Consider the following 25053-nt stretch of genomic DNA (forward strand, 5'->3'; position numbering starts at 1 on the left):
AAAATGTTACCTTTGCAAAATGAATAGTACCGAGATATTTACAATGGCATTAGGCCTGTCAGAACCTTGGACAGTATCCAAGATTGAGTTTATCAATGGCGAGCATTCCGCCAAGGAGCTTCATATATGGCTAAGTTTCCCTCGTGGTCATCGTTTCAAAGTCGGTGAGGCAGAGGCTACAGCCTATGACACCATAGACAAGACTTGGCGTCACTTAAATTTCTTCGAGCATCTTTGCTACCTTCATGCCAGTGTTCCCCGCATCAAGGTTGGCGACCATGAGATTTCGATGGTGGACGTGCCATGGGCTCGCAAGAATAGTGGCTTCACATTGCTTTTCGAGGCTTACTCCATGCTTCTCATCGAGCGTGAGATGCCGGTGAACAGCGTTTCCCGCACTGTCCGCGAGACGGCTCCCCGCATTTGGCGCATATTCAACCATTGGGTGCGCAAAGCTGTTGACAAGATAGATATGTTCGAGGTACATCGCATCGGAGTGGATGAGACCTCTAAAAGAAAGGGACATAATTATATCACACAGTTCGTAGACTTGGACACTCGCAAGACCATCTTTGTTACGGACGGCAAGGACGCGGGTACATTCGAGGCTTTCAGCAAGGCTCTTGTCGAGAAGAAGGGTAAGATAGAGAATATCGAGGCAATCAGTATGGACATGTCCAAGTCGTTCATATCAGGAGCTTTGACACACTTTCCCAAGGCAGGGATTATATTCGACAAGTTCCATATCTTCAAGGCTCTCAACGAGGCTGTCGACACGGTACGCAAGCTGGAGCATGCGGATGCCAGACTGCTCAAGGGACATCGGTTCACGCTGCTGTACAACAAAAAGAATCTCTCGGAGAAAAAAGCGATGGAACTGGAGACCATACTGCTGACATATCCAACCATTGGCAAAGCTTATGGTTTCAAGGAATCTTTCGCAGATATATTCAACGAATGTACAAAGGATTCCGTGGAAAGGCTTGAACGGTGGTGCAAGATGGTAGAGGAAGCTGCCATCAAGCCCATGACAGACTTTGTGGCGATGGTCAGGTCGCACATGTTCGGAATAAAGAATCTCTTTGCAATGAGGGAGGTCAATAATGGAATCCTTGAGGGACTTAACTCACAAATACAACTCGCTAAAAAGAGGGCAAGAGGATTTGTCAATACAGAAAACTTTAAGTATATGGTCTACTTCGTAACAGGTGGATTAAAACTCGATTACCCACATGAAACGTTATAGACCCCAAAATAAGAAAGGATAAGAATTTATGGGAAGAATTTCTCAATTTTGTAAATCAGAAAAAACAACAATTTCATGAATAATAGATTTCTATTTTTAAGTATATCTGCTATAATGCTATTGACGGGTAACGTTTGCTCTGCGCAAGTTACAGGCACAATAGTTAATAAAGAGAAACAGCCAGTCGGTGATGCCTCTGTTACACTGACCTGCAAGGGGAAACCAGCTAAGAGTATTTCTACTTCAAACAAGAAAGGAATATTTAGTGTGGAAACAAAAATGCTCGAAGGACAAGACTGTATTCTTGAAATTAAACATGCAGCCTATGCTCCCTACTTGCTTTCTTTACAGAAAATACCGAAAGCGATAGAGCTTGATACAATACGATTGGAGGAGAACGTTCTCGAAGAAGTGACGGTCAAGGCTGATAGATTTATCAATAAAGTGGATAGAAAGCTATTGTTTCCATCCCAAGATGACATTAAGCGTTCAAACTCTGGCTATGATCTCATAGATAAAGTTAATTTACCCGGTATTTATGTAGATATGGCTAACAAAAAGGTCGAGAAGCGTGGATCGGGAAGTGTCCCCATTTTTATCAACGAAAAGCGTGCTTCGCAAGCCGATGTCGTTGCCCTTCGGCCAGATGAGGTTGTACGTATAGAGTACATTGATAATCCCGGTGTTGAATTTGGACTGGAGACACATGCTGCCGTTATCAATATTGTCGTTAAGCCACGCATGAATGGTATGTCTATCGGTTTTAACCTGAATGATGCTGTAACTACTATGAATGGGAAAAATTATATCTATGCTCAATACAATCACCGTCTGTCCAAATGGGGTATTTACTATCAGAATGATTTTTCAAAGTTAAGTCGAAGACACATCGACCAAACGGATACCTATACCTTAGCTGATGGAAACCTACACGAAATACGCCGTGAGGGGATCAATACAAAGCTGGCATACGCAAACCATGACTTCGGCATTACCTATGATTTGACAAAGAAGGGACAGTATAGCTTTATAACACAGCTAAGCTCTCACTTCTATAATAGTCCAAACAGAGGTCACCGTCAGCGAATTTTTGAAACGGGTAAGCCTACATATTACGCTTTGACTGAACCTACAGAACATTATTTCTCGCCTATAATAGATTTGTTCTTTAGACGCTATTTTAAGAAAAATCGTACATTGACTTTCAATTTAGTAGGTACCATGTATGACACGAAATATGGATATAGCTTTAAGACTTTCGATAATGAAGATTTTGACTTGCCGACATCACAATACGGCTACGATACAGACGGCAAACGCTATTCTCTTATTGGCGATATCAAGTATAGTCAGCCTTTGGGCAAGTCCAACTGGACTTCTGGAATCAGTCATCTGCAGGGCTATACCAAAAATAAATATACGGGAACTTCCGACATCATCAATGAAATGCACAACAGCAGTACCTATCTTTATTCCCAGATTTCAGGAAGATTCAGCCAGTTACGTTATATGCTTGGTATAGGAGGCAGCTATCAATATTATTCGCAAGGGACAGAGAGTTATTATTACTTTCTTTTGCGCCCATCCCTAAGTCTCAGCTACCCTATATTGGGCAAAGGAAATATACGATACGTCTTCAACATATCTCCCAATGCACCGTCTTTGGCTAATCTGAGCAATAACAGACAACAGTCTAATGAATACGAATATCATGTAGGCAATCCTAACTTAAAATCCTACAGCAGATACACACAGACGCTAACTCTTTCTTACGAGCATAAATACTTCTATATTGAAAATACAACGGGGTACATGTATAGCCAAAAGCCTATCTTAGAAGAAATAACAAGAAACGGCAAGACAAATGGGAAAACATGGTTTGATTTTGGCTATGAGCAGCAGAAATCAGCAGCCGACTTTTGGAATTATACAAATGTTCAGTTCTATGTCATACCCAATGTTCTGACGTTGGATGGTGGATTCTCGTACCTGCTGTCTCGTTACGTAGGAAACAATTATACCCACAATTTCCATCGCCTATGGGGATATGTTGGCTCGAAACTGTTTTTAGGCAAATGGAACTTCAGAGCTTCTTGGTCTGCAAAGGAAAGAAACTTTAATGGAGAAAGTGAGAACACCACTGGTCAAAACATAGAAGCACAAGTGAATTATAAACTGACACAAGACCTTTCCATCGGTCTTTATGGCTCTCATCTATTCCTAAAAAATGGCTCTACTTTCGGAGAGGCTACGCACTCTCAATTCGTCAAGAAAGATTTAACTGTATATATTCCAGAATGGGGAAATATGATCTCCTTGAATCTAACGTGGAATCTTTCGCGCGGACGTAAATATCAATCAGAACAAAAGGGAGTATGGAATCGTGACAACGAAACAGGAATATTTAGAGGTAAGTAACTATGTTTATTACGAAGAGTCTGAAAATATGTTACCAACGTGATGCAATGGATTGCGGTCCTTCTTGTTTGGCGATTATAGCTAAACATTATGGACAGCAAGCTGATAAGGAGCAATTGCGGAAAATCTGTTCCTTAGGCAAAGAAGGTGTTTCTCTTCTTGGTATCAGCAAGGCTGCAGAAAACCTCGGTTTCAAGACCATTGGAGGACGTTTGAGTTTTGAAATGCTATCCCAAGAAGTTCTACTGCCATGTATTGTCCATTGGAATCAAAACCATTTTGTCGTTGTCTATAAGATAAAAAAGCACAAAAAAGGGAAATACTCCATCTACGTGGCAGACCCAAGCAAAGGACTTGTAAACTACACGAAAGAGGAATTTTGTGAGCATTGGGTAAGCACTAAAACTGAAGGAGAGGAGAAAGGTATTGCCCTGCTTCTCGAGCCGATGGAACAATTCTACGCTCAAAAGGCTGAGGAGACTATCCCAACGCATAACCGAGTGAAGTTCCTTCGGAGCTATCTCAAGAAATATAAGCGTTTTTTCACGCAACTCATACTCGGCTTAATGATCGGCTCGCTGCTGCAACTCATTTTCCCGTTTCTCACGCAAGCCATTGTAGATATGGGTATCGGGGGAAAGGACATCGGGTTTGTATGGTTGGTGCTACTGGCTGAAATGATGCTCCTTTTCAGTCGAACAGCCATCGAGTTTATTCGCTCCAAGATACTCTTGCACATCTCCACCCGTATCAATATCTCGCTCATATCGGATTTCTTCATCAAACTAATGAAACTACCGATGAAGTTCTTCGATACCAAATTGATGGGCGACCTCCTGCAACGCATTGAAGACCATCGGCGGGTGGAGCAGTTCCTCACATCGAGCAGTCTTAGTTTGCTTTTCTCATTCTTTACCTTCCTTGTCTTCGGTGTTGTGCTGGCAGTCTATAATCTCGGTATCTTTGCCGTCTTCCTCTTTGGCACAGTCCTATATGCAGGTTGGATTATCCTTTTTCTCAAAAAGCGCAGACAGCTTGATTACAAATACTTTGAGCAGGCAGGGCGCAACCGCAACCTTACCTACCAGCTCATAGGGGGTATGCAGGAAATCAAACTGCAGGGATGCGAACAGCGAAAACGTTGGGAATGGGAGGATGTACAAGCCGACCTCTTTAAGGTGAACCTGCAATCCCTCAATCTGCAACAAGTACAACAGGCAGGAAGCATTATCATCAATGAGGTGAAGAACATTTTAATTACCGTTCTTGCTGCCACATCCGTGATACACGGCAACATGACACTCGGTATGATGCTTGCGGTGCAATACATCATCGGGCAACTTAATAGTCCTGTAGAGCAACTCATTCAATTTATCTATTCTTGGCAGGACGTAAGCATCAGCCTTGACCGCATGAACGAAATACATACCGAGAGCAATGAAGAAAATGCTGAAAGAACACAAAATGCCTATACGGACGAAACTGCCGAGGGACATTCACTCACGATAAAAGATCTTTCCTTTAAATACGACATCTACAGTCCGAAAGATATTCTCTCCGATATCAATCTCTCCATTCCCAATGGCAAAGTAACGGCAATCGTGGGGTCAAGCGGAAGTGGAAAGACCACGCTCGTAAAACTTCTTTTGGGATTTTACGAGCCTCTAAATGGATGCATTGAGATAGGTAATGCCAATCTGAACGAATACAATCTCGGTTGGTGGCGGAGCCAATGCGGAGCCGTGATGCAGGAGGGGTATCTCTTCTCCGATACAATTGCGAGGAACATTGCCATATCAGACGACGAGCCCGACATCGAACGCATCCGCCATGCTGCCCGTGTTGCAAACATCGCTGACTACATCGAAGCCCTGCCTTTGGCTTACAACACGATGATTGGACAGGACGGACAGGGCATCAGTCAGGGACAACGGCAACGTATTTTGATAGCGAGGGTAGTCTATAAAAATCCGATGTTCGTCTTCTTGGATGAAGCCACCAACGCCCTTGACGCCAACAACGAGCGAGCCATCACTGAAAACCTCTCGGACTTCTACAAAGGAAAAACAGTTATAGTGGTGGCGCACCGCCTTTCCACTGTTCGCGATGCTGATCAGATAGTGGTGCTTGACGATGGTAAAATCGCAGAAGTGGGCACACACGAGGAACTGACCACCAAGCGTGGCAAATACTTTGCCTTAGTAAAGAATCAATTAGAATTGGGTAACTGATATGGAAGAGCAGAAAAAGAAACAGGAACGGAGTCTTGAGCTTCGCAGCGAGAAAGTACGCAGTATCGTGGGACAGATACCCTCCTCGCTTATCCGTTATGGCATTACCGCCATCGGAATGGTGTTGCTCTGCCTTTTTGCTGTAGCCTATTTCCTGCCCTATAAACAAGTATATTCGGGTACGGCTACCATACACAAAACGGCTACCACACCAGTAGACAGCACAAATATAACCATCTTGCTTAAGTTTGAAAACAAGCGTCCTGACAAGATGAAGGGACAAATAATTTGTCTGCAATCTCCCTATGGAACGTTTGCAGGACAGATACGAGACCTGTCTCCCGTCCGTGACACATTGGAGCGCCAGGAAGCACTATGCCGTTTCAAGTCAGCCGACATAAAAACTGTAGAAAACCAAACGGTGGATTTCGAGATAACTCGAACATCGGGCAATCTGCTGCAAAAAATGCTTGGGGACATCTAATTCCATCGAACATTCCTTATCTCTCTCGATAGTCAATGGTTAAACTCACTGCTTTTTCTTGCAAGGCAGTGAGTTCTTTTGTCAAACCGATAAGCTCCCACAACAATGCCTGTATGCTTTTCTCTGCCGTATAAAGGCGCATCAGTCGTACCACCTGATTGTAGTTCACTCCAATTTTATGTACTTGGGCTGTGAGTTCAGAGAGCTTGCGATAATACTCCACGGCGGACTTATCCACCGTTATCACCTTGAAATGCTCCCCCAATAACCTTGCACGCACGAAATCGGACTTGGACATTGAGCCTGATTTGTGATAGAGGTCTATCACTCGTATTTGGTCTTTCGGGTCTGATAAACGGACGTGCCAATCGTCCCACTTGTCGGGCATATCACCATACTTTTTCGCTACTCTTTTCCTTGATTTATCGCTTGCCATATTCTCTTGTTTTTATTTCTCTAATCACGACTTCGGAGTGATTTTATTCCCCATTTGGGGCAAGGGTCTTTGTGGGACAAACGGCAGTTTGTGTCACAAAGACACACCTTGCCAGTATAAAGAAAGAGACAGTTTGTTATGTTCCATAAAGTAACCTTTCTGGGGTGCTTTTAATAGACGAGAGTTCAAAGTTCAAGAAGTAAATCAAGAGATAAGTTTAGACTAATTTCTTGACTTACTGACTTTATGAGCTGACATGTTTTTGACTAAAGTTAATTTTGACTTAGGTCGAAACTAATTTCTTGACCAAAGTTATAACTGACCATTTGACTTAAGTCGCGACTGATGTCTTAACTTAACTCATAACTTACCTGTCTGCGGTATTGGATTATAATGCCTTTCAAGCATTGTCTGTATGTCGCTCTGCTTGTATAGTATCTTCCCTCCGATTTTGTAGAAAGGAAGCGTTCCTAAGTTTCTGTACTCTTGGAGCGTGCGTGTACTGAGCCGTAATTGGCTACAAACCTCCTCGCCAGTGAGGTAAACCTCTCCGCCCAGCATCGGACGGGCGGTAGCGCAATACCGCTCCAATTTCTTCAATATTCCCTCCATCAGTTGTGAAAACAACTGCATCTGAGGGTTTTTCTGTGTAACGATTTCGTTCTCTGCCATAGTTCATTCATTCATTGTTTGCGTTCAATAACTCCGTGATGTCGCTCTCCTTGTAATAGCATTTATGCCCAATGATGGAGAAGGGTATTTTACCCGTATCGCGATAGGATTGCAGGGTACGTTTGCTGATGTCGAGCCTGCGGCATACGGCTTCATTGTCGAGCCATTCGTCCGTTTCGGGCGGATTGCCGATAAGCTGTTCAATACTGTGGATAAAGTCTGCAAATTCGGAGCAGTGCCGCTCCCACGCTTTGCGGTCGATGATAATGAGTTTCATTGCCTTGATTTTGTTTTGATTACTTTATTGTTACTCGGCAAACAAACTGTTATGCAGTCCATTGCCGTACTTATCGAGTGCAAAAGTAAACCCTCGAAAGCACCGCTGCAAGAAATGAGGAAAAGCAGGGAAATAGAAGGAAGAGAAAAGAAGTTAGTCTGTCAATTTGAAAAGCTCTTAATCTTTCACCCAAAAGCTCCTAAGCTTTCATTAAAAAGCTCTTAAGCTTTTTGTAGAAAGCTCATAAACTTTAAGCGCAAAGGCTGGTAGCTTTCCTTATCAGATTTGGAGCTGTCGCTGAAAAACTCTTATGTTCTGTATAAGATGGTATGATTGCGGTAATGAGATGAGGTGCCGGCTCTTTCCTTTTATCACATAGCAATTATTCTTTCGACAGTTCGATAGTTCGACAAATCGATATGTAGAACTATCGATAGATAGTTTTATCGATAGATTATTTTGACGATATATAGTTTTGACAACAGATAGTCATGACAACAGATAGTCATGACAATAAATTGTACAAACAACAGATAGTCCGTATTATCGTCAGTCCTATCTATTGTTGGCTGTTACGCCTTGCGTCCAAAGAGCCTGAGTATGCCGTATTCTTGTCGTGCCTATACTCTCTTACGGCAGCCCTGCTCTGCAAGGTTGGGAGAGATGAATACGACCGCACGAATATTGAAAATGGCAATACCTCCTTGAAAAAGAAAAGTCCTGCGGTGGAGATTCTTCTCTCCATCCGCAGGACTCGACCTTGTCAGGGCAGATTGGCTGCCGTTGTACATTTGCACGATAAGAAACGGCATCAGGGGCTTTGCATAAGTATGGCTTACGAAGTGTACGAAGAAAAATGTTGGGGTTATCCACCTGTCTGACCGATTATTGGCAAATGATTGCTCTCGATGAGCAGCACTATCGTACCTGTGAGTTCGGTGTAAAGACGGCCGTATTGCTCGTCAGAAGCAAATGTGTCCGTCAAACCGAATTTGTCGAATGTGGCTTGAATAGCCTTATTCGACAACAATATGGTTGCGAGTCTTTCAGGAAGCGATGCAGGCAGTTCCCTTTCAAACTCGTTTTCCAACACGGATACAAGCGTATCATACTTGGAAAAGTGCAAGCCTTGATACAAGACCTCGCTTGCCATGCTTTCCGCTTCGGGGTGCGTGAAACCTTGCGCCACGGCATCGCAGTAAACTGTGAGAGCCATATCTGCCCGTGCGGTGATAAACTCCGTATCTTTCAATCTCTCGGGGTGATGTTCACTCATATAACTTCTTAATTTCAATCGAAAGTAAGAAAGTTCCTGTTTGTTGTTCTTTTTCATAATCATTTGGTTTTCAATCGTGAATAATAAATGTTTGGTAATTACTTCCTTTTTATGCTTGTTGCAATGGAACGTTCTGCCGTGCTATAGACTCACAATAACCCTCAAACATAGAATGCTCCCTGTCTGTGAGTGCAGTCATATCCTCTTGTATCTTGTGGTCGGTTATCTTTCCGTAGATTTGTGTCGTACCGATATTGCTGTGCCCGAGCATCTTGCTGAGCGTTTCCATCGAAATACCATTGGAAAGACAAATCGTGGTCGAGAATGTGTGGCGAGCCATGTGAAAGGTCAAGCCTTTCTCTATCCGGCATATCTGCCCAATGTTCACACACGCAAAGGATGCTTTTCTTATTGTGAGATTAGGGAATATCAAGTCGTCCGCTTTCTTGTTCTTGATATAGAGCGAAAGGATTTGTTTGGCAATGGGCAGAAGTGGAATAATCGCCTCTACATCCGTTTTCTGCCTTTTGATGCGTATTTCCTCCGTGCCGTCAGCATTACGGATGATATGCTTCGGTTTGAGCCGTTGCATATCCACACGAGCCAGACCAGTAAAGGCGCAGAAAAGAAAGAGTTGCCTTGCCCGTTCAAACTGCTTGTCAATGATGGGTGTTTGCAGTATCCGCTGTAGTTCTTCCGTTGTGAGATAACGCCTTGTGCGGTGTGGCTGTTCTGCCTTATAGTCCGCAAACGGATCGATGCGGATATATTTCTTTTGCTGGCCGATGCCGATGAGTTTCCTAAGGAAGATGACCGCTACCTGAATAGTGGCAAGAGAAAGATTGCGCTCTGATTTAAGGTAGAAGTCCAGCCCCTCGATAAAACCATAGTCAAGCGATGAGTAGCGGATATCCTCCAGCCCTAAGCGTTCACGCAAATAAGCCTCAATGAGTTGTGTGGCATAGATGTAGTTGGCAAAGGTCGGCTTGGCTACCGTTATTCCTACGCAAGGACGCTTTTCCTCTATGAAAAGTCGTGCTTCCTCCATAAGAAAACCTTTGGGCTTGTCTTCTTCCATGAGTTCACATTTCAGTAGCTCGGCAGTGATATAGCCACGTTGCCAAACTAATTCTTGATACTTCGCTTTGGCTTGTTCCTCTTTGGTTTGCAAGTAGCGGTTGATTTCCTTTGTCTCTTCGCCTATACCCTTGCATCGTCCCTTACGACTGTCCCAAAGTTCAGGAGCAATCTCCTTGCCCGTGCTGTATTGTACTTGTTCTCCGTCTATGGTGATACGCCCCATAATTGGGCAGCTGCCGTTCTTTTTCTCTTTGGAGCGATTGATATAAAAGAGTGTCTTGAATGTACTTCGTGCCATAATGTCAAAGTTTTAAGGTGAATGTATCTTGTATTCGCTGCTGTATCGCTTGCATATCCCGATGGATTCTTTCGGAGGAAACCGCTGCATATACCTGTGTCGTTCTCAGGTTGGTGTGTCCGAGCATACGGCTCACCGTTTCGATAGGAACGCCTGCCGAGAGCGTGATAAGCGAAGCAAAGGTATGGCGAGCCATGTGGAAGGTTAGCGGAGTTTCCATGCCGATGTTTCTCTGTATGTAGTGCATACCATTGAGGATAATGTCGGTGGTCGGCACGTCAAAGACAAAGCCTGCACGCTTTCCCCTGTACCGCTCCATTATCGCCCAAGCAGGGGGAAGTACTTGTACACGATACGGGGTCTTGGTCTTCATGCGCCTGCCCTTGATGCAGAGTTCGCCCTCTTCAGTGACGATATTCTCCTCCCGAAGATTACGGACATCTGAGATTGCCAGACCTGTGAAGCAGGAAAAGACGAACAAATCACGGACAATGCGGTAGTTTTCCCACTCAATCTCCAAGTCAATTATCTTTTGTAGTTCGTCTTGCGTAATGCTTCTCGGTTCGCCTTTTGGTCGCTCGTAACTGTAGCCCAAAAAAGGATAGAAGTCCAGCACACCTTTCTTTACCGTCATACGGACGATGGTCTGCAAGGTGGATAAGGCACTCGATATGCTGCTGCGTTTCAGTCTGCGGTCGATGGTGAGATAGTACTCAAAGCCCTCGATAAAGGCTTTGTCCAGTTGTGAAAGGGGAATGTCGCATACCTTGTGCTTCTTCTGCACATACTCACGGAGCAAGGATAGCTGATAGGTACGGAGTTTGAACGTCTTTAAGGCTCGGTCGATGCCTATACGCTCCTTAGTCTGTGTAAGATACTCCCCAAAACTCTCCAAGAGCAAGGCTTGACGGTGGATTTGCCCCTGATAGGCATCCCTCACATCGGTGGCGGTAAAGGCTTCTTCTCTTTCACTGAGCTCGTGAAAGCGTGCGTGGATAAGTGCGGTGCATTCACCAAGTTTCTGATTGACGGACACAGCCATGCTGCTCTTGCCGATAAGCCTTTGCTTACGACTGTCCCAAAGAGCAAGCGGAGTTTTGCATTTGGTGGAGAAGCCTGAATGGGTTCTGCCTACGGAGATGCGCCCGATAACAGGCACAAGTCCTTTCTTGTCGGTTCGTTTCGCCTGAACGAAGAACGATACTTTGAGTTTGTTTTCTTTCATTTTTCTGTCGTTTTTTCTAAATTTCCTTTGCTTGCAAAGGTACAGATGAACAAGTATTCCTGAGCGATGCAGAAAAATGAAAGATGAAGAATAAAAACCTATGACACAGTTGTTTACCTTCAATTCGTAACCCCTTTTTGCTTTTTCCTTGATGGGTTACGATTTGGTAACGGAACTCCTGCCGTTTGATGCTTCCTTTCGCCTAACTCGATAATGGCATAAAAATGCTAAATGATGATATTTCAAATAGTTACATTCCTTGCGTTTCCCCCTATTTCCCTTAATTCTTAATGACTGATTATGCGAGGAAGATGAGCTTGGATCTACGCATGATAGACGAAAACGGGTACTCAGACCATATCGACAACAAGGCAAGCCATTGTGCGAAATTACTCAATGACTACTATCAGAAGTATGATGCACAGAAAGGTACGCAATTTGTGTTTTCTGACTTGGGTACTTACAAGCCCGGTGGGGACTTCAATATCTATTCTGAGGTGAAGCGTAAATTGGTAGAAGATTATCATATCCCGTCTTACGAGATACGCTTTATTCAGGAGTGCAAGAACGAGAAAGCCAAAAAAGCGATGGTAGAAGCGATGAATCGTGGAGACATCCGCATCATTTTCGGTTCTACTTCTATGCTTGGAACGGGTGTCAACGCCCAGCAGCGTGCGGTGGCGGTGCATCAACTTGATACACCCTGGCGACCCTCAGATTTGGAGCAGCGAAATGGTCGGGCAATTCGTAAAGGTAATATGGTTGCCAAAGAATTTGCTGACAACAAGGTCGATGTGATTATCTATGCCGTGGAGCGGTCGTTGGACAGTTATAAGTTCAACCTACTACATAACAAGCAATTGTTTATCAATCAGTTGAAGACCAACACGCTCGGTAGTCGTACCATTGACGAGGGATCGATGGACGAGGATAGCGGTATGAACTTTTCAGAGTATGTTGCCGTGCTATCTGGTAATACGGACTTGTTAGAGAAAGCCAAACTCGACAAGAAGATTGCCACGCTGGAATCAGAGCGTAAGAATTTCCTCCGTGAGCGTGATGCCGCAACGGGCAAGTTGGCGGAGATTGACAGCTCCGTGTCTTTCCATTCAGACAAGATCAAGGAAGCCAAGGCAGACTTGGCGTGCTTTGAGAAGCGTGTGGAGCGTGACAAAGAAGGTAATCCTATCAATAAACTTGTCATTAAAGGTGTGGAGGACAGTACCGACATAAAGGTCATCGCCGCCCGTCTGCATGAGATAGAGGAAAAGGCTCGTACCAAGAGCGAGTACAACAAGATTGGCGAGGTTTACGGCTTTTCCATCATGGTCAAGACGGAGAGCAGTTCAAAGGATCTGTTTGATTGCTCGATAAACCGCTTCTTTGTCAAGGGACAGGAGAGCATCTACTATACTTATAATAACGGTAAGTTAGCGGCAGACCCGAAACTTGCCTGCGAGAACTTCGTAAATGCCTTGGAGCGTATCCCTAAGGTGATAGAGTCGCATGAGAAGGAAATGGCAAAGGTCGTGACCAACAAAGACGTTTACACCAACATTGCCAACAGTTCTTGGAAGAAAGAGGACGAGCTTCGCTCACTTAAAAGTGAAGCTGCGGAGCTGGACAGAAAGATTGCACTTACACTTGCTCCACCTGATGAGGAAAAAGATGAAACGGAAAAAAAGGAGCAAGAAGAGAATTTACCCAACAATAATTATTCTGTCGAGATGAAAAATGAGAATAATCCTGTCCAAGATAAAGAAGAGGATAGCCGTTTGCAGAGTTTCAGACCCAATTGGAGACACTAAACATATGCCGAGGGGCTAAAAGTCAGACATCCGTATTGAATGTCTGACTTTTATCACTATATCAGCAAATAACCTTTTAGTTTATCTATTCCCTCTTTGTGCTTATCGGGAGTCTGCTTCTTGAGTTTACCTATATTCAGTAATTTCCATTGTACAGATGGATATAGGCTTAAATCACCTGCACAACATTTATTCCACAGTGGTGTTCCATCCTCAAAGGAAACGAGGAATTCCTTGTCTGTATTTGCAAGGCAGTCATTTACCTTTTTAATAATGGATTCACGAGCCTGCTCATAGTCTGTATAGGTAAATGGAATATCTGACATTCCCTTGAATTGGTTTTCAAGTGCCTCCTCTTGGTTTATGTTATTAGGAGACAAGGATTCCACGATAGGCTTGTCGCTTCCCAATAAGCATAAGATGAGTCCGTCTTTTACACTTTCAAGCGTTTGGTCTTTCATGTATTTGCAGTCAAACATGTCACGTGGATGCTGGCGGCTGAGGGCGGCTGCAATCTTCCCCCCATAAAGTTGAGAATAAGGAACTATACGTGCCTTACAGCTGGCTTGGAACTCTTCCTTCGCTTTCGGACAGAGTTCCATAATTTCAACCTCTCCAAGTATACCCCGTTTTGTACCATTTACCTCTATTTTCACCGTAGCACCATCATGCGTGCACTGCAATTTCCACACTTCGGATTTATGTACCACATGTATTCCGGGAATGGCACGTTCTATACTTGTTTTCAGTTCTCCTAGATGTTGATTTATCTTTTCCAAACTCGCTGTGCGTGGCTCTATCGGAATATAGGTAAGGTCAATATCAACCGAGTAACGCGGCATATTCTGGTGGAACAGGTTAATAGCCGTACCTCCATGAACAGCAAAGTCCGTTATCTTGTAAACCAAAGGCAGAATGCGTAGTAACAATGCCACCTGTTTTTTATATTGCTGGTTATTCATAATCATTTAAATCTTTTGGGACAACCATCTTATATTTACTGATATATACACCCGACTTAACCAATTGAAGCTTGTGTGTCCCCAACTCAATTTTTGTAAGGTCTAACTCTTCATACCAATAATGCCCTGCCTTTTCAGCCATATATAGAAACAATCTCTTCATCTTGTAGTGTTTTGTCGTCTCTAATAACGATTGAACAATATTAGAGCGCAGAGTAGTCAGTTGTTCCATGATATAGAATAAATCCATATAATCATATTGGCGTGGTGCAAGCAGCAGACATTCCATAAAGGCCTGCTCAGGGGAGGATATAAGCAGCCTCCAGTCCAAGTATGTTAAAGTTGTTATCTGTGCACTGATAAACACCTCTGTTTTGAAAAACTTAAATTCACGGTCGAAAATGTCATGCTTCATCCATTGTGGCATTTTATCACTTGCCGTTGATACCATTAACAGGGGTTTGCCCATAGGAACATAATGGTTGAAGCCCCAAAGCTCCAAAGCAGAATGCGCTGCAACACGAAAACTCTTTCCTACTTGTTCGTTAAAGGACTGCAAAGCACCAAAAGCGGACAGCGTGTCACCTGTGCGGTACATGACTCCCTTACATAGAGAGGATAACCAACCGGAAGAACGATATCTGCTCAACAACTGCCTGGAATAGCCATGCTCTACGAGCCATGTCGCAAACAGCAATCCGTTCTTTTGCCCAGATTGAAGCATTTGGTTTATTTTTTTTCCTTTTAGTATATTCATAGTTTACTTGCTGTAATTAAAACCAACCGCAAAGGTACAAAAGACTTTAGTAATTACAGTCGATTGGTTGAATTATTTTCCCGAAAGTAAACTAATAGTTGACTTGCGGGATAATATTTCAACCATAGTGAGAAAAAAAGAATGAAATAAAAAATGAGCATTTCCAACATACTTGTATAGAACTGACTTCTACCACCCTTCTCGCTTCCGTACCATTTCATCTATCTCTTCCCGAAGGAAAAGTAACCTGCCATTGGCTTTAAGATAGGGAATTTTTCCTGCCCAAACCAAGTTGTAAAGTATCTTAATCATTAAAGTTCTTCTCTATTTTCATCTTCCCAGACATGGAAAAAATGTTTTGCATTTGTTGAGTTTATTTCTTCATCATCGATCCAGTCGTCTACTCCGACTTCCATCCTCGGATCCTCACTTGGAGAAGTTGCTGCCAGTACAGGTTCACCCATTTCAAAAATCGTAATTTTTGGTGCTATATATTTCTTCTTTATCTGATTGTTTATTTCTATTTTTTTTGTTTCCATCTTTTTACATTTTAAGAATTAAAATTTAAATACAGGACGTATAAAACAGCCTCCCAGTGCAGTTCGGTGCCATTGTAAGTATTGCTTACCCTTAATATCATATAACCACAAAAATGATGAGTTCGAATTCTCGGAAACATTAATCCAATAACGGGATGGTTGCCAATCGTAATACGGTGGTAGGTATCCTATAAAACAATCATGATAAACCTCGTCTTCACCATACCGTTCTGTTGATTCCATAAAATCATTAAGTCTTCCATAGTCCCACGGTTGGGTTGTATAATGTGGTTTATTACTATATTTAGTACCGCCAAAAGCATCAAATATTAAATCAAAGTCTTTGAATCTTGGCACATACCATTGGGTCCAAGATGGCGCTAATTCCTGATATTCAGAAAGGTATGTGTCTACTTTCTCCAATTCCTCTATTAAAAACAAGTTGGTTCTGTCCGGGCTTTTTAGATTTCGCAAAGATATGGCAAGTCCATGTTTGCTATAAGGTGCAGGGCCGTTACCATTATCACTTATATATGCAATCATGGCAACGGGTTTCTCACCTGCATTGTCTGCTTCTTCACAAGTGGAGAAAATATTGCCAGCATCGGATATTACCCAACCAAGTTTAGGCTCTTGGAGTGTTGTATTTTGGTCAGGGTAGCCAATGAAGTCATCCATAATGGTAATCGTGTATTTGTATCTTTTTCCTGCTTTCAAATCAGCTTTGAAAGGAAAATAAGTAATGCCATAACTATTGTAGTCGCCAACAACATATTGACCTGTGCTGTGGTTATAAATTTTACATTTAACCCATACATAGGAATAAACGTTTTGTGCGTCATTCTCACCAATAGCCTTATTAATGTCTGCAATTCTAACGCCTGACTTGGGATTCCACGGTTGATGATTCAACGGAACGAGAAAAATGTCTTTGCTGGCATTAAGATATGATTTATCTGCTTTTTCAAAGTTGTCTATATCAAATGAATATTCGCCAAGTCCTAAATAATCCCTTGCCATGCGTGTTTGAACCGCCCCATTTCCCAGCATTGTAAACTCTGCTTCATGATACACCCCCTTTAAGCCGATTTGCTTGATGTCCATGATTTCAAGATTGTTTGACATATTGGAAATTCCAAACTTGATTTGTGAAAGGAGGTGATGGAATTGTAATTTTACGGTACCATGATTAGCTTGTTTATATTCATCAGATTCGAAAGCTGCCATATAATCCTCGTTTCCCCCCGAATATACACCAAGGCTTACCTCGTGGTTGCTCCATACATCTATTTCCGGTCTGCTTCCAAAATTATTGGGAGAGTTGACCGCAACAAAATGCAGGGATTCATTTTCTAACCATCTCTTTCTCTTATTCTCGTCTTTATATGAGAAAATGCCATTACCTTTATTGACTATTTCTACATTATCCATATATGGTTCTTCTTCTCCTGGGTCGTCAAGGAACGCATACACATAAAAGTTTTTCAACTTCTTGACATAGTTTTGAGAGTCAAACGCTGTACGCGTATGAGTTTGATTGTTCTCTGCAACAGAAAAGTTGATAAAGTCAGAAGGAGATGCTACATTGGATACAACCTGTTCTTCATCAGAACAAGATACCATCCCCAACAGGATAAAGACTAATAACACCACAGCTGGTGAATTTGATAATTTTCGTAATTTCATAAGTTTCTTTTTATTGTTATTGAATTGTCATAACGATTAAAGTTTGATTGAGTGAAAAGGTGAGATAGTTCTTCCTCACTCCTCCCGTTTTCGTACCATTTCATCTATCTCCTTACGTAAAAACAACAAACGTCCATTGGCTTTGAGATAAGGAATTTTCCCTGCCCACACCCAGTTGTAGATGGTCTTTTGTTCCACTTTGAGGATCTTGGACACATCTATGATATCCAAATATTCGGGTTTCAATGGTGGATGGACCGTCGTATCGACGGATTGTTCTTGCAGGACAAGCAGACGGTCGAGTTTGTCCTCAACATTCATGAGCTTATCGAACAGGCGTTTTTGCCAAGTATCTTCTGCATTATAGTTTATGTACGGCATAATTCTCCTTTTTGATAGTTGCCATTGATATCCTGTGCCAAAATATGCTGTTCTTTCATGTAGGCGATGTACTTCTTTGCTGTTCTATCCTTAATTTCCATTTCTCGCATCAGAACATCACAAAGTTCCTGATAGGTGAGTTTGAAAGAATTTCGGAAGGCTTCTCTTATAACGCCAACGAGTTCATCGGTTTTGCGCTTTTCCTTGTCCTCCTTGGACTTCTCACCACGATAGACGTGCATATCCTCTGCCTTGTCCCATCCAAAAAGCATCATCGGTACGTCCAACGGGCTTCCGTCACGGACTTTCAGAGCTTTCACCACCGAGTATTCAGGATTGTCATCTTTCTCTATGGAGAGAATTCCCGCCGCTTTGCGCTGCAACTCTGAGCCGATATGCCCACGGAGTTTGATGCCATTCGGCACGAAGTGCAGTACGCAGATGATGCAGGTGTTGTAAATCCCTGCCAAGCGGTAAAGCTCATCCACGATGGCAATGCTTTCCGTTTCATCGTTGGCGGAACGTATCAAGTCAGCTATGCCGTCAATCACCACAAGGTGGATGCCCCCATGCTTGTGATGAAACAGGTCCATACTTTCACGGATAAGTTTCAACCGGTCTTTACGGGAGAGCGAAGCAAGATACAGAGAATGATAATACTCAGGTACTGTTGCCTGTGAAGCTCGACGGAGTGTCTTGCCTAAATTCTTATGAAGTTGAGCCTCTGACTGTTCCGTATCATAGTGCAGAACTGCCAAACCTTTGGGATTGGCGGTAATCTCCAAGCCCAAGGTTTTCTCTATTGGCAGTTGTTCTACTCCCAATGTTCCGGCAAGAATGGCTCCGACATAGTTACTCTTGCCCGTACCCTCTCCTCCGGTGATGCAGAATAGATTGTCTTGTGTTCCCAATGGGACACCATTCACAGCCACCACCGATTTGGAAATGTCAGGAGGGTTTTCGTAGTCTATTTCACAGGAACGTAACATCATCATGGTTTGGCTGTATAGGTCTGCAAACATCTTGGCAAGCAGCTCTTTCAGTTCCTTTGCCCCATTGCCCAAAGCAAAGAAATCAGAAATATCCTTTTCCGTCTTGGTTCCACTAAGTGGAAGTGTAAGATTCAACACTTTGAATTCTACAAAATGTTCAGCCTGTTTATGCGCCTCCCTTACACCTGTTTCATCCGCATCATACAAGAGTATGATATGCCGAAAGCGAAGTTGAAGGCTCTCAATGATGCTTGTCGGTATTTGTGCCGTTTCACTGTTGAAACATATCGCATTGAAGCCGTGTGCATATAACGAGAGCACATCCTTTTCTCCACCTGTGATGAAAAGAATATCACCTTTGGTGGGAATCTGCTCCATACCGAAGCAATAGGTGACTGGCATCCTTCCACCATAGAGGAAGCGGATTTTCGGACTGTGTGGTCGGTATATCTTTACATAGCCGTTTCCGATATAGGCAAATATCGGTTCTGTCGGTGAACTGTGAAGTTCAAACTTCTTGCCCTCGGCAGATACGCTCTCATACCGTTTAAGACTCCGTACCCGAAAAAGCCGGAGTGTATCTTCATGGATACCATAATGCGCCCAATAGTTCAGCAGTCCATCGTCAAATGGCTGTATCTCGAGACTATATGGTCGTTCTTCCGTCCGCTTGATGATTTCGATCGTAGGACTGGAGGCCTTAGGATTTTTATATGACGGTGTGATATGCTTGTTATGCTTTTCAGCATCACATAAAGAATACAATCCAAGTTCTTGTACGATGATTTCCAAGACCTCGGGAAAACTCGTTTTCAGATTCAAACTACGCAACGTTGCCACAAACCAGAAGCAATCCCCTGAATAGGTGGTATCGCCATGATCATAGAATTTATAAGAAGAAGTTTTCCTATCATAGTAGATATGACAGGAAGCCCGTCTGTCGTCATAAAAGGGGCTACGGAAGTTTCGGTGAAGATTCACCTCAAAACCAAGGAAATGGGAAAATACATCCAAACCTCCTTGGGTAAGCAAAAGAATCTGTTCTTTTTCTATCATAGTTGTCTGTTTTTAGGGTTAAGACATGAACTCATGATAAGATTGTCCTTAAAACGATTGAGCCTACCAAGAACCTCGTCATTCCTCATACCTGAAACACGGAGGCGGTTGCATTTCGTGGCAATCACGATAGACTTGAAAAAATAACGCACATCACCACCTTCGGTGTAGCGATACCGCACCAACTGCTTCTTGCGCCAACGGTAAAGGGTGGACTCTGAAACATTCAGAGTCCCGATAAGGTCTTTCGTGGTCATCTCCAGCTCGTCGTCAATGTCTTGGATAAGACGGGAGGTGCGCTCAACATACTGCTCAATTCGGTTGAGCCTGTCTATCAGTTCTTGATAGGCTTGGCTTTCTACTGCTATTATTTCCATCAGCCTTTATAATTTGGTTTGTAAGATAATGTGCTGCGGTCCCAATTCCTTGGCGAGATCCATTATCTTTCCATAAGTCTCTTCGTCAAACACGTCTATGCCCAGTCGGATAAATGGGGGTGGTATTTCTCTTCTTCTCCTTGCAATAGATGCAAGCAGATCACTCTCATCCATTTCCAAAACTTTGGCATAACTGCAAATTTGTACTATACTCATGGATACGGATCCTGTTTCCCATCTTGAGATGGTACTTGAGCTAACTTTCAGTTTTTCAGCGATATACTCCTGTGAGTATCCTTCATGCTCTCGCTTTTCCTTTAGGGTTTTGTGCAACTGTTTCATATGTATAAAGTTACAAAGACACCTAAATTTGAGCAACCCGCCACATTCAAATGTTTGCATCCCATGCAAGGTGGCTTGCATTAGGTGCAGATGAATATGATGAGCGATGTCAACATGGGATGATTTAATTGGTTTGTTTTCTAAAATTCATAAACGAAAATACATTGTAATAACAATCATTCCAGAACAAAATCAAATAATTTTGAGAAAATCCCTCCAGTGCAAGGTGCAAGTCCCCTTATATATAGGGGCTTGCACCTTGCACTGGAAAGTGTAGCAGTAAAATATCTAAATCTTTATGGTACAAAGATTTGGAGGTTAGTACAATTTTATATACTTTTGTACCCAAGAAAAGAGAGCAGTTGTGCTTTCAACAGGTAGTCAGAATGGTAGTCATCAAGCGGTCAAAATACTGCTACAAAAATGCTACACTGATGATTTATCGAAATATATAGGACGTTTATATACAACGAAATACGAGAGTTTGGTTCATAAACCTCTCTCTCCGCGTGAAGTACTCTGTAAAAAGAGTTGAGAAAAACTTCAAAAATCCGTAAGTATCGTAACTTCAGTAAGTTGCGATACTTTTGTTTTATACAAATCTTACTTTTCAGAGGTCGTTTAGAGGTCGTATATACTCCCAAAATACTCTCCTGTGGCTACAATCTGGCTACATTTTTTTGAGGCAAACAAAAATTGTAGCCAAGAGTTCGTAGAGAGTTCGTTTAGAGTACTTGTATTTTACTGCTATTCAAACAATTATGTAGAACTTTGTAGCTGGGCTACAGAAGTTGAAAGAATGGACGTTTGGCTACAATTTCCTTTCCGTCTGGCTACAATTTCTCTATTTCTGGCTACAATTAAAAAAACAAGTATGAAGACAATTTTTAGAACCGCCTTCTATCTTAGAAGCAACTATGTCAACAAGGATGGAAAGACACCAGTAATGTTGAGAATCTATCTCAATAATGAACGTCTTTCACTTGGCTCCACAGGAATTGCGGTAGAGCAATCACTATGGGACAAGGAGAATGAGAAACTGAAAGGACGTACAACCGACGTTCTTAGTACAAATCTTGAACTGGACAATATTCGTAATGGCTNTAATGAAAGGCTTTCACTTGGCTCCACAGGAATTGCGGTAGAGCAATCACTATGGGACAAGGAGAATGAGAAACTGAAAGGACGTACAACCGACGTTCTTAGTACAAATCTTGAACTGGACAATATTCGTAATGGCTTGCAGAGTATCTATCGAAAATTAGAAGACAACCCCGATATATGTCTGGAGCGCATCAAATCAGAATATCTGGGTAAGAAAGAAGACATTGATACACTGTTGCAACTCTTTGATAAGCACAATGCCGATATAGCACGACAAGTCGGTATTTCTGCGAGTAGTGCAACATTACAAAAATATAATGTCTGCGAACGCCACTTCAGGGAATTTCTCCAAAGGAATTACAAAAGGTCGGATATCAAACTATCAGAGCTTACATATACAGTTATTAGAGAATTTGATATCTACCTTCGTACTGTCGTTGGGCAAAATCCCAATACCGCAACCAAGACAATGAAAACTTTCAAGACCATAACAATATTAGGACAAAAGATGGGAGTTTTGTATCACGACCCCTTCCTCAACCACCGTTTTCACTTGGAGCCGGTCAATCGAGGTTTTCTCACGGATGAGGAGATTATGAAGATAGCCAACAAGGAATTTGCTATTCAACGCTTGGAGTTAGTAAGGGATGTTTTCATCTTTTCATGCTTCACAGGTCTGGCATATATTGACGTATCCAACCTTACACCAGACAACATTGTTACGCTTGATGACAAGCAGTGGATTATGACCAAAAGGCAGAAAACAAGCGTGGAAACAAATGTGTTGCTTCTTGACATTCCCAAGAATATCATCGCCAAGTACAGTCATAAGACCTATCGGAACGGCAAACTGTTTCCCATCTTAACTAATCAGAAAACCAACGCATATTTGAAAGAAATTGCCGACATTTGTGGCATCAAGAAGAATCTGACCTTCCATCTTGCCCGACATACGTTTGCAACCATGTCGCTCAGCAAGGGTGTTCCTATGGAAAGTGTATCGAAGATGTTGGGGCATACCAACATTAAAACTACACAAATTTATGCCCGCATAACCAACAAAAAAGTGGAGCATGACATGGAACAGCTCGCTGACAAACTCGGCAAGTTCAATAAGGCGATGGGCATCTGATAATATAATAAAAGCCTGCAAAATGAGCTATTGAGCAATGTGAATCGTCAATTTTGTGCTGAAGGTATCTTGAATGGGCGAAACATGTGTATATATCGAATGGCATGACACTTTTCAGCCTGCAAAATGAGCTATAGGTCGCATTATGAGAACAACTTTCAAGGTGTCCTTCTACCTACGCTCAAACTATGAGAACAAAGAAGGCAAGTCGTCTGTAATGCTCCGAGTATTCCTTAACGGAGAGATGGCAAATTTCGGCTCTACGAAAATATTCGTGGACAAATCGCTGTGGAATAACACTACCAGCAGGCTCAAAGGCCGGACAGCAGAGGCCTTATCCGCCAATGCCGCATTGGACTCCATTTCCACAATGCTGACTAACATTTACCACAAATTCGAGGATGATGAGTCATTGTCATTGGATAAAATCCGCTCGTTTTTTATAGGGAAAGACAGGGAATACACGACTTTTCTCCCTGTTTTCGACAAGTTCAACGAAGATGTCAGATAGCGAGTCGGACACACTATCATCAAGGACAGCCTGCAAAAGTACAGCGTTTTGAGAAGACATTTCTCAGAGTTCCTTACCCATAAATATGGAAGAAAAGATGTAGGACTGACAGAGTTCACACCATCCGTGGTACAAGACTTTGAGTTATATCTGAGTACTGTGGCAGGCTGCGCTTACAATACATCGGTCAAAAAAATGAAGGCACTCAAGACCGTAACCATCTATGCACAAAAACGTGGTTACCTTCTTCACGACCCCTTCCTCAATCACCGTTTTCACCTGGAGCCTGTTAATCGCGGTTTTCTCACAGATGAGGAAATCATGAAAATAGCGAACAAGGAATTGGACATCCACCGCTTGGAACTGGTAAGAGACATTTTCATCTTTTCATGCTTCACAGGTCTGGCATACATCGATGTGTCCAATCTTACACCAGACAACATTGTTACGCTTGATGACAAGCAGTGGATTATGACCAAGAGGCAGAAAACAAGTGTGGAGACAAATGTTTTATTGCTTGACATTCCCAAGAGTATCATTGCCAAATACAGTCATAAGACCTATCGGAACGGCAAACTGTTTCCCATCTTAACAAATCAGAAAACCAACGCATATTTGAAAGAAATTGCCGACATTTGTGGCATCAAGAAGAATCTGACCTTCCATCTCGCCCGGCATACATTTGCAACCATGTCGCTCAGCAAGGGCGTTCCAATGGAAAACAAACTCGGCAAGTTCAATAAGGCGATGGGCATCTGATAATATAATAAAACGTATAACCCTAAAATAAAAGATTTATGGAAACCAAGAAAGAACTATCTTACTTCCGTCTGAAGTTGGAGAACTATTTGAGTGAGCATTTTCCAGAACTGCTGGGTGACAAACCATTCATAACGGCAAGAGCCGATGAAGCACTTTCCACCTACTGCGATGCAGTGGTACAAGGCTTCTCGCATCCCGAAGCGGAGAGTATGGCAAGCGAAGTGTTGCATCGAGGATTGCATTTTTCAAAGTATGATACACTTGTGTCTGTCTTGGAGAATGAGTTCGAGAAAGAACTTCCTTCTCCACTCCCCGAAAGACTAACACCAATGCTTCTGAAGAATAAGGCTGTGCAAAGCGTTTTCGACAAGTATGAACTGACAGACGACTTTGGCGCAACTCCAGAGTATGAGAAACTCTACACCGAACTGACAGGGACTATCGTTCTGCTCATAGAGGTCAATGGTCTGCCAACCGTAGGCGGTGAGAACATGACTTGATGTAGCACCATCGGGAGCTTTTGTAGTGTCAAGAGCCAAGATAAACGCTCCACTCCACACGCCAAGAGTTTTTTCAAACACTTGTCTTTGTGTAGTCTGCGCATCTTGTAACTGCTCTTGAAACTATAAAAAGCTCCTATATGAATACAATCATCATGAATCAAGACGTTCACACACCTGCCTTCATCAAGGCAGACGCATCGAACAAAACTGATAAGAACAAGCAGCAGCCGACTTCTCCCAAGCAAGTCCGCCGCTTCGGTTGGACACGCTTCATCGAACTAGGCTTCCTGCTTTCCATCGTTATCGGTGCCATTTGGCTTATCTCGAAGATAGTAACGCCACAGGTCGTAACTGTCGTGTCAGTTATTGCAGGTTTTCTGATACTACGCTTTATAGTCAGGGTAATTCTGAAAGTGGCATTTACGCTGCTGAGCATTCTCTTCTGGCTGGCGATTGTCTGTGCCATCCTGCTCTGCGTGCTTTGAGAAGCACAGCTCT

At 42.8% G+C, this 25053-nt stretch carries 22 protein-coding genes and 4 pseudogenes; 11 read left to right on the forward strand and 15 right to left on the reverse strand.

What is annotated here, in order from left to right; genetic code table 11:
- The first annotated feature begins 43 nt into the window (after positions 1-43).
- From C1709_RS00510 to C1709_RS00525, 4 genes are all read left to right on the forward strand, one after another.
- A complete protein-coding gene (locus tag C1709_RS00510) occupies positions 44-1246 on the forward strand; it encodes an ISL3 family transposase (RefSeq protein WP_245836883.1) in 1203 nt (400 codons plus the stop codon).
- 114 nt (positions 1247-1360) lie between these two features.
- A complete protein-coding gene (locus tag C1709_RS00515; protein WP_245836885.1) occupies positions 1361-3664 on the forward strand; it encodes an outer membrane beta-barrel family protein in 2304 nt (767 codons plus the stop codon).
- Positions 3665-3666: 2 nt separating this feature from the next.
- Positions 3667-5895: a peptidase domain-containing ABC transporter gene (locus tag C1709_RS00520; protein ID WP_102285008.1), complete on the forward strand. Its 2229-nt coding sequence runs from the start codon at positions 3667-3669 to the stop codon at positions 5893-5895.
- Position 5896: 1 nt separating this feature from the next.
- Positions 5897-6379, forward strand: coding sequence for a hypothetical protein (locus tag C1709_RS00525; protein WP_004338582.1), 483 nt, complete (start codon positions 5897-5899; stop codon positions 6377-6379).
- Positions 6380-6395: 16 nt separating this feature from the next.
- Here C1709_RS00525 and C1709_RS00530 read toward each other — a convergent pair whose 3' ends face one another.
- The 3 genes from C1709_RS00530 to C1709_RS00540 form a co-directional block, all read right to left on the reverse strand.
- A complete protein-coding gene (locus C1709_RS00530; protein ID WP_102285009.1) occupies positions 6396-6815 on the reverse strand; it encodes a plasmid mobilization protein in 420 nt (139 codons plus the stop codon).
- Between the two features lie 360 nt (positions 6816-7175).
- Positions 7176-7487 carry a helix-turn-helix domain-containing protein gene (locus C1709_RS00535; protein ID WP_007173254.1) on the reverse strand — a complete coding sequence of 104 codons (312 nt, stop codon included), beginning with the start codon at positions 7485-7487 and terminating at the stop codon, positions 7176-7178.
- Between the two features lie 7 nt (positions 7488-7494).
- A complete protein-coding gene (locus C1709_RS00540) occupies positions 7495-7755 on the reverse strand; it encodes a helix-turn-helix domain-containing protein (protein WP_245836896.1) in 261 nt (86 codons plus the stop codon).
- On the opposite strand from C1709_RS00540, the gene C1709_RS01035 reads away from it, so the two are divergent.
- On the forward strand, positions 7642-7989 hold the full coding sequence (locus tag C1709_RS01035) for a hypothetical protein (RefSeq protein WP_230583467.1): 348 nt from the start codon (positions 7642-7644) through the stop codon (positions 7987-7989). The genes C1709_RS00540 and C1709_RS01035 overlap by 114 nt on opposite strands.
- Before the next feature lie 640 nt (positions 7990-8629).
- Here C1709_RS01035 and C1709_RS00550 read toward each other — a convergent pair.
- The 3 genes from C1709_RS00550 to C1709_RS00560 are packed head-to-tail and all read right to left on the reverse strand — an operon-like array spanning position 8630 to position 11643.
- Entirely contained in the window at positions 8630-9097 is a 468-nt protein-coding gene (locus C1709_RS00550; RefSeq protein WP_036865070.1) for a DUF1896 domain-containing protein, read from the reverse strand.
- Between the two features lie 52 nt (positions 9098-9149).
- Positions 9150-10418, reverse strand: a complete 1269-nt coding sequence (locus C1709_RS00555) for a site-specific integrase (protein WP_007173251.1) — start codon at positions 10416-10418, stop codon at positions 9150-9152.
- 4 nt (positions 10419-10422) lie between these two features.
- Complete coding sequence (locus C1709_RS00560) at positions 10423-11643, reverse strand: site-specific integrase (RefSeq protein ID WP_007173250.1); 1221 nt, start codon at positions 11641-11643, stop codon at positions 10423-10425.
- A 287-nt stretch (positions 11644-11930) separates the two neighbouring features.
- Here C1709_RS00560 and C1709_RS00565 point away from each other — a divergent pair.
- Positions 11931-13451: pseudogene (locus C1709_RS00565) on the forward strand (helicase-related protein); the annotation flags it as partial.
- A 56-nt stretch (positions 13452-13507) separates the two neighbouring features.
- Here the strand turns inward: C1709_RS00565 and C1709_RS00570 are convergent.
- From C1709_RS00570 to C1709_RS00610, 9 genes and pseudogenes are all read right to left on the reverse strand, one after another.
- Positions 13508-14413: a nucleotidyl transferase AbiEii/AbiGii toxin family protein gene (locus C1709_RS00570; protein WP_025064804.1), complete on the reverse strand. Its 906-nt coding sequence runs from the start codon at positions 14411-14413 to the stop codon at positions 13508-13510.
- Positions 14406-15170 (reverse strand): type IV toxin-antitoxin system AbiEi family antitoxin domain-containing protein, encoded by a 765-nt coding sequence (locus C1709_RS00575; protein ID WP_021668094.1) that lies wholly within the window; start codon positions 15168-15170, stop codon positions 14406-14408. Before C1709_RS00575 ends, C1709_RS00570 begins: the two co-directional genes overlap by 8 nt.
- Positions 15171-15359: 189 nt before the next feature.
- Positions 15360-15476: pseudogene (locus C1709_RS00580) on the reverse strand (helix-turn-helix domain-containing protein); the annotation flags it as partial.
- 5 nt (positions 15477-15481) lie between these two features.
- Positions 15482-15709, reverse strand: a complete 228-nt coding sequence (locus tag C1709_RS00585; protein ID WP_102189046.1) for a hypothetical protein — start codon at positions 15707-15709, stop codon at positions 15482-15484.
- An 18-nt stretch (positions 15710-15727) separates the two neighbouring features.
- Complete coding sequence (locus C1709_RS00590) at positions 15728-17395, reverse strand: fimbrillin family protein (RefSeq protein WP_102285012.1); 1668 nt, start codon at positions 17393-17395, stop codon at positions 15728-15730.
- Positions 17396-17470: 75 nt separating this feature from the next.
- On the reverse strand, positions 17471-17776 hold the full coding sequence (locus C1709_RS00595) for a helix-turn-helix domain-containing protein (protein ID WP_060941302.1): 306 nt from the start codon (positions 17774-17776) through the stop codon (positions 17471-17473).
- Positions 17764-19824 (reverse strand): bifunctional DNA primase/helicase, encoded by a 2061-nt coding sequence (locus C1709_RS00600; RefSeq protein WP_102285013.1) that lies wholly within the window; start codon positions 19822-19824, stop codon positions 17764-17766. The genes C1709_RS00595 and C1709_RS00600 overlap by 13 nt, the downstream gene beginning before the upstream one ends.
- The gene (locus C1709_RS00605) at positions 19821-20201 is read right to left on the reverse strand and encodes a MerR family transcriptional regulator (RefSeq protein WP_025064767.1); all 381 of its coding nucleotides are present in this window, start codon (positions 20199-20201) and stop codon (positions 19821-19823) included. The genes C1709_RS00600 and C1709_RS00605 overlap by 4 nt, the downstream gene beginning before the upstream one ends.
- A gap of 6 nt (positions 20202-20207) precedes the next feature.
- Positions 20208-20543, reverse strand: coding sequence for a helix-turn-helix domain-containing protein (locus C1709_RS00610; protein ID WP_024992793.1), 336 nt, complete (start codon positions 20541-20543; stop codon positions 20208-20210).
- 874 nt (positions 20544-21417) lie between these two features.
- Here C1709_RS00610 and C1709_RS01105 point away from each other — a divergent pair.
- From C1709_RS01105 to C1709_RS00635, 5 genes and pseudogenes are all read left to right on the forward strand, one after another.
- A pseudogene (locus C1709_RS01105) lies at positions 21418-21645 on the forward strand (Arm DNA-binding domain-containing protein); the annotation flags it as partial.
- On the forward strand, positions 21625-22779 hold the full coding sequence (locus C1709_RS00620) for a site-specific integrase (RefSeq protein WP_449405527.1): 1155 nt from the start codon (positions 21625-21627) through the stop codon (positions 22777-22779). The pseudogene C1709_RS01105 and the gene C1709_RS00620, both read left to right, overlap by 21 nt.
- Before the next feature lie 145 nt (positions 22780-22924).
- Positions 22925-24049, forward strand: a pseudogene (locus C1709_RS00625) (site-specific integrase).
- Between the two features lie 38 nt (positions 24050-24087).
- Positions 24088-24552: a DUF1896 domain-containing protein gene (locus C1709_RS00630; RefSeq protein WP_102285015.1), complete on the forward strand. Its 465-nt coding sequence runs from the start codon at positions 24088-24090 to the stop codon at positions 24550-24552.
- 140 nt (positions 24553-24692) lie between these two features.
- A complete protein-coding gene (locus tag C1709_RS00635) occupies positions 24693-25040 on the forward strand; it encodes a hypothetical protein (protein ID WP_102285016.1) in 348 nt (115 codons plus the stop codon).
- Positions 25041-25053 lie beyond the last annotated feature (13 nt).

It is taken from the genome of Metaprevotella massiliensis, assembly GCF_900241015.1.

What these genes read in the sequence shown, in the direction of transcription:
- C1709_RS00510 (WP_245836883.1), top strand. Translation starts at nt 44, where the DNA reads ATGGCATTAGGCCTGTCAGAACCTTGGACAGTATCCAAGATTGAGTTT.
- C1709_RS00515 (WP_245836885.1), top strand. Translation starts at nt 1,361, where the DNA reads ATGCTATTGACGGGTAACGTTTGCTCTGCGCAAGTTACAGGCACAATA.
- C1709_RS00520 (WP_102285008.1), top strand. Translation starts at nt 3,667, where the DNA reads ATGTTTATTACGAAGAGTCTGAAAATATGTTACCAACGTGATGCAATG.
- C1709_RS00525 (WP_004338582.1), top strand. Translation starts at nt 5,897, where the DNA reads ATGGAAGAGCAGAAAAAGAAACAGGAACGGAGTCTTGAGCTTCGCAGC.
- C1709_RS00530 (WP_102285009.1), bottom strand. Translation starts at nt 6,815, where the DNA reads ATGGCAAGCGATAAATCAAGGAAAAGAGTAGCGAAAAAGTATGGTGAT.
- C1709_RS00535 (WP_007173254.1), bottom strand. Translation starts at nt 7,487, where the DNA reads ATGGCAGAGAACGAAATCGTTACACAGAAAAACCCTCAGATGCAGTTG.
- C1709_RS00550 (WP_036865070.1), bottom strand. Translation starts at nt 9,097, where the DNA reads ATGAAAAAGAACAACAAACAGGAACTTTCTTACTTTCGATTGAAATTA.
- C1709_RS00555 (WP_007173251.1), bottom strand. Translation starts at nt 10,418, where the DNA reads ATGGCACGAAGTACATTCAAGACACTCTTTTATATCAATCGCTCCAAA.
- C1709_RS00560 (WP_007173250.1), bottom strand. Translation starts at nt 11,643, where the DNA reads ATGAAAGAAAACAAACTCAAAGTATCGTTCTTCGTTCAGGCGAAACGA.
- C1709_RS00570 (WP_025064804.1), bottom strand. Translation starts at nt 14,413, where the DNA reads ATGAATAACCAGCAATATAAAAAACAGGTGGCATTGTTACTACGCATT.
- C1709_RS00575 (WP_021668094.1), bottom strand. Translation starts at nt 15,170, where the DNA reads ATGAATATACTAAAAGGAAAAAAAATAAACCAAATGCTTCAATCTGGG.
- C1709_RS00585 (WP_102189046.1), bottom strand. Translation starts at nt 15,709, where the DNA reads ATGGAAACAAAAAAAATAGAAATAAACAATCAGATAAAGAAGAAATAT.
- C1709_RS00590 (WP_102285012.1), bottom strand. Translation starts at nt 17,395, where the DNA reads ATGAAATTACGAAAATTATCAAATTCACCAGCTGTGGTGTTATTAGTC.
- C1709_RS00595 (WP_060941302.1), bottom strand. Translation starts at nt 17,776, where the DNA reads ATGCCGTACATAAACTATAATGCAGAAGATACTTGGCAAAAACGCCTG.
- C1709_RS00600 (WP_102285013.1), bottom strand. Translation starts at nt 19,824, where the DNA reads ATGATAGAAAAAGAACAGATTCTTTTGCTTACCCAAGGAGGTTTGGAT.
- C1709_RS00605 (WP_025064767.1), bottom strand. Translation starts at nt 20,201, where the DNA reads ATGGAAATAATAGCAGTAGAAAGCCAAGCCTATCAAGAACTGATAGAC.
- C1709_RS00610 (WP_024992793.1), bottom strand. Translation starts at nt 20,543, where the DNA reads ATGAAACAGTTGCACAAAACCCTAAAGGAAAAGCGAGAGCATGAAGGA.
- C1709_RS00630 (WP_102285015.1), top strand. Translation starts at nt 24,088, where the DNA reads ATGGAAACCAAGAAAGAACTATCTTACTTCCGTCTGAAGTTGGAGAAC.
- C1709_RS00635 (WP_102285016.1), top strand. Translation starts at nt 24,693, where the DNA reads ATGAATACAATCATCATGAATCAAGACGTTCACACACCTGCCTTCATC.